Consider the following 3,444-nt stretch of genomic DNA (forward strand, 5'->3'; position numbering starts at 1 on the left):
GCCCGAACGCCTGGCCGGCGCCGGGCAGGCGCCGCGGCGAGGCCCAGCGCCAGGGCGCGCGCGGGCTCAGGGTCCAGTCGATCGCCGGCCGCCCGAGCGCCTGGGTCAGCGCATGGGCCTGGCGCTGGTTGCCGGCATGGCCGTCGGTGAGGATCCAGGTTGCAGCGGTGGAGTTAGTTTTGGCAGAAAGGCCGTTTCGTTGCACAGATGCGCTTAATCCGTTCCGGGATTGTCGGTTCTAAGGTCAGATTGAGACTCTACACTTCGTCTCCCGATCAACGCCCGCGTGGCAGCCTCATGGAGAAGACGATGTCCAGGCCCCTGAACGACGAAGCCCTCGATCAACTGTTCCGCACCGCCCGCACGCACAACGAGCTCGGCGGCGAGGTCAGCGACGAGACGCTGCGCCAGCTGTACGACCTGGTCAAATGGGCGCCGACCAGCGCCAACGGCTCGCCGGCGCGCTTCGTGTTCGTGAAGTCGGCCGCGGCCAAGGAAAAGCTGCGTCCGGCGCTGTCGGAAGGCAACCTGGCCAAGACCATGGCCGCCCCGGTCACGGTGATCGTCGCCCACGACCTGGAATTCCACGAAAAGCTGCCTTACCTGTTCCCGCACGCCGATGCCCGCAGCTGGTTCGCCGGCAACGACGAGCACATCCGCACCACCGCCTTCCGCAACGGCAGCCTGCAGGGCGCCTACCTGATCCTGGCGGCGCGCTCGCTCGGCCTGGACACCGGCCCGATGTCGGGTTTCGACAACGCCAAGGTCGACGAAGCCTTCTTCGCCGGCACCCGGATCAAGTCCAACTTCCTGATCAACCTCGGCGTCGGCGATCCGTCGGCGCTGTTCCCGCGTTCGCCGCGCCTGCCGTTCGACGAGGCCGCGCGCATCGACTGAGGCGTGCGTGCCGCCATGCTTCCGGCGCGGGCCGATGCCGGCCCGCGCCCGCTTGCGCAGTAGTGATGTCGTCGTTTCTCCCGAACCATACGCTCCATACGATCCATCCCTTACGATCCCATTCGAGGAATTCACCATGAAGCGCATCCTGCTCGCCGCCGCCCTGGGCCTGGCTTTCGCCGGCACCGCCAGCGCCGCCGCCGTGACCTACAAGATCGACCCCAACCACACCGACGTAGTGGTCGGCTGGAGCCATTTCGGCTTCTCCAACCCGGTCGCGCATTTCGGCAAGGTCGACGGCACCATCACCTACGATCCGGCCAAGCCGGCGGCGTCCTCGGTGCAGGTGACCATCCCGCTCGACGGCCTGGATTCGCACGTGCCGGATTTCGACGAGCACCTCAAGAGCGCCGATTTTTTCGACGCCGAGAAATTCCCGACCATCACTTTCAAGAGCACCAAGGTCGAAGCGGCCGGCGAGAAGAAGCTCAAGGTCAGCGGCGAGCTGACCGTGCACGGCGTGACCAAGCCGGCGGTGCTCGACGTCACCATCAACAAGATCGGCGAGCAGCCGATGGCCAAGCGCGCCGCGGCCGGCTTCGATGCCACCACCACGCTCAAGCGCAGCGATTTCGGTCTCGGCAAGTACGCGCCGAACGTCAGCGACGAAGTCAGCATCCGCATCACCACCGAAGCGCTGGTGCCCAAGCCCGAAGCCAAGAAGTAAGCGCGAACGCATGATCATCGAACGCCCCTCCAGCGCCCGCGGCCGGATCCAGGCGGGTTGGCTCGACAGCCGCCACACGTTTTCGTTCGGCGGTTATTACGACCCGGCCTGGATGGGCTTCGGTGCCTTGCGCGTGATCAACGAAGACCGCGTCGCCGCCGGCGCGGGCTTCGAGCCGCATCGCCACGCCAACATGGAAATCCTCAGCTACGTGCTGAGCGGCGGCCTGTCGCATAAAGACAGCGCCGGCGGCGGCGGGGTGATCCGCGCCGGCGAGCTGCAATGGATGAGCGCCGGCCACGGCGTGGAACACAGCGAATACAACGCCTCCGACAGCGAGCCGGTGCATTTCCTGCAGATCTGGATCCAGCCGGACCGGCTCAATGCCCGGCCCGCCTACGCCCAGCTCGAAGCGGCCGACGCGCGCGACGGCGAGTTCGTTCTGCTGGCCTCGCGCGACGGCGTCGACGGCGGCCTGCCGGTGCGCCAGGACCTGCGCCTGTACGCGCTCAGCCTGACGCCCGGCGCCAGCGCGCGACGCGTACTCGAGGCCGGGCGGCTGTATTGGCTGCAGCTCGCGCAGGGCCGGATCGAAGTGGATGGCCGCACGCTCGAAGCCGGCGACGCCCTGGGCTTCCGTGAGGAGTCGGCCGAGCTGGTGTTGACCGGATCGGGCGATTCGGGCGCGCAGCTGCTGTTTTTCGACTTGCCGCCGGCGGGCTGAGGGGCAAGAGGGGGGGGGGCATCTCCCTGGCCCCTTCCAAACCGAGGGGCGTCTCGGGGTATCGCATCGATCTGGACGTTCGTCGCTTCGGGGCATCCTCGGTCGGTTGAGTGGATCGCTCGGTACCCGATCAAGCGGCAACTGTTGCAGCGTTTACCCGAAGCTTTCCTCCTTTGGAGAGGAGGTAGGGGGATTTGCGCTTGGCGCCCGACGACCCGCCAGGGGGCCCTACACGGCCCGGCCCCGCAACGCTGCTAAACTGCCACCCCCGCGTCGCCATCCGTCGTCCCTCATGACCGCAGCCAACGCCCATCCCACCCAGGCCAACGCCGAGCAGCGCTATACCGTCACGCGCGCCGAGCTGCCGTTGAGCTGCCCGCTGCCGTCGATGGCGCTGTGGAACTCGCACCCGCGCGTGTACCTGCCGGTCGAGGCCGAGCGCGAATGCCAGTGCCCGTACTGCGGCGCGCACTTCACCCTGGTCGACGACTGATCGCCGCCGCGTGACATCGCCAAGGCCGACCATGCGCCGGCTGACGGTGATGCAGTTGCTGCCGAAGCTGGAATCCGGCGGCGTCGAACGTTCGACCCTGGAAATCGCCGAGGCGCTCGTCCGCGCCGGCCACCGCGCCATCGTGGTCTCGGCCGGCGGCCGCCTGGTGCCGCAACTGGTGGCGTCCGGCGCCGAACACATCGAACTGGCGATCGGGCGCAAATCGCCTTCGACCCTGCGCCATGCCTTCGGCCTGCGACGGCTGTGGGCCGAGCATTCGGTCGACATCGTCCATGCGCGCTCGCGCCTGCCGGCCTGGATCGGTCTGCTCGCCTGGCGCGGGCTGGACGAGGCGACCCGGCCGCGCTTCGTCACCACCGTGCACGGGCTCAATTCGCCCTCGCGCTACAGCGCGGTGATGACCCGCGGCGAGCGCAGCATCTGCGTGTCGCGCACGGTCCGCGACTACGTGCTCGAACACTATCCCGACACCGACCCGGCCAAGCTGCGGGTGATTCCGCGCGGCATCGACCCGGCGGCGTTTGCGCGCGCGCCCTGGCCGGATCCGCAGGCGCGCGCCTGGGCCGCGGCGCAGCATCCCGC

At 68.4% G+C, this 3,444-nt stretch carries 5 protein-coding genes and 1 pseudogene; 5 read left to right on the forward strand and 1 reads right to left on the reverse strand.

The annotated features are described in order from the left end of the window. A pseudogene (locus ACSAMQ_RS20215) lies at positions 1-205 on the reverse strand (hypothetical protein); the annotation flags it as partial. A 104-nt stretch (positions 206-309) separates the two neighbouring features. Here ACSAMQ_RS20215 and ACSAMQ_RS20220 point away from each other — a divergent pair. The 5 genes from ACSAMQ_RS20220 to ACSAMQ_RS20240 all read left to right on the forward strand — a co-directional run. Next, complete coding sequence (locus tag ACSAMQ_RS20220) at positions 310-897, forward strand: malonic semialdehyde reductase (RefSeq protein ID WP_435397375.1); 588 nt, start codon at positions 310-312, stop codon at positions 895-897. 136 nt (positions 898-1,033) lie between these two features. Then, positions 1,034-1,624 carry a YceI family protein gene (locus ACSAMQ_RS20225; RefSeq protein ID WP_435397376.1) on the forward strand — a complete coding sequence of 197 codons (591 nt, stop codon included), beginning with the start codon at positions 1,034-1,036 and terminating at the stop codon, positions 1,622-1,624. 10 nt (positions 1,625-1,634) lie between these two features. After that, the gene (locus ACSAMQ_RS20230; RefSeq protein WP_435397377.1) at positions 1,635-2,348 is read left to right on the forward strand and encodes a pirin family protein; all 714 of its coding nucleotides are present in this window, start codon (positions 1,635-1,637) and stop codon (positions 2,346-2,348) included. Between the two features lie 292 nt (positions 2,349-2,640). Next, on the forward strand, positions 2,641-2,841 hold the full coding sequence (locus ACSAMQ_RS20235) for a zinc-finger domain-containing protein (protein WP_435397378.1): 201 nt from the start codon (positions 2,641-2,643) through the stop codon (positions 2,839-2,841). 31 nt (positions 2,842-2,872) lie between these two features. Continuing rightward, positions 2,873-3,444 (forward strand): glycosyltransferase (locus tag ACSAMQ_RS20240; protein WP_435397379.1); only part of this gene is annotated, 572 nt, incomplete at its 3' end.

Origin of the sequence: Lysobacter sp. 1R34A (assembly GCF_051217035.1) — a bacterium.
GTDB lineage: Bacteria > Pseudomonadota > Gammaproteobacteria > Xanthomonadales > Xanthomonadaceae > Lysobacter.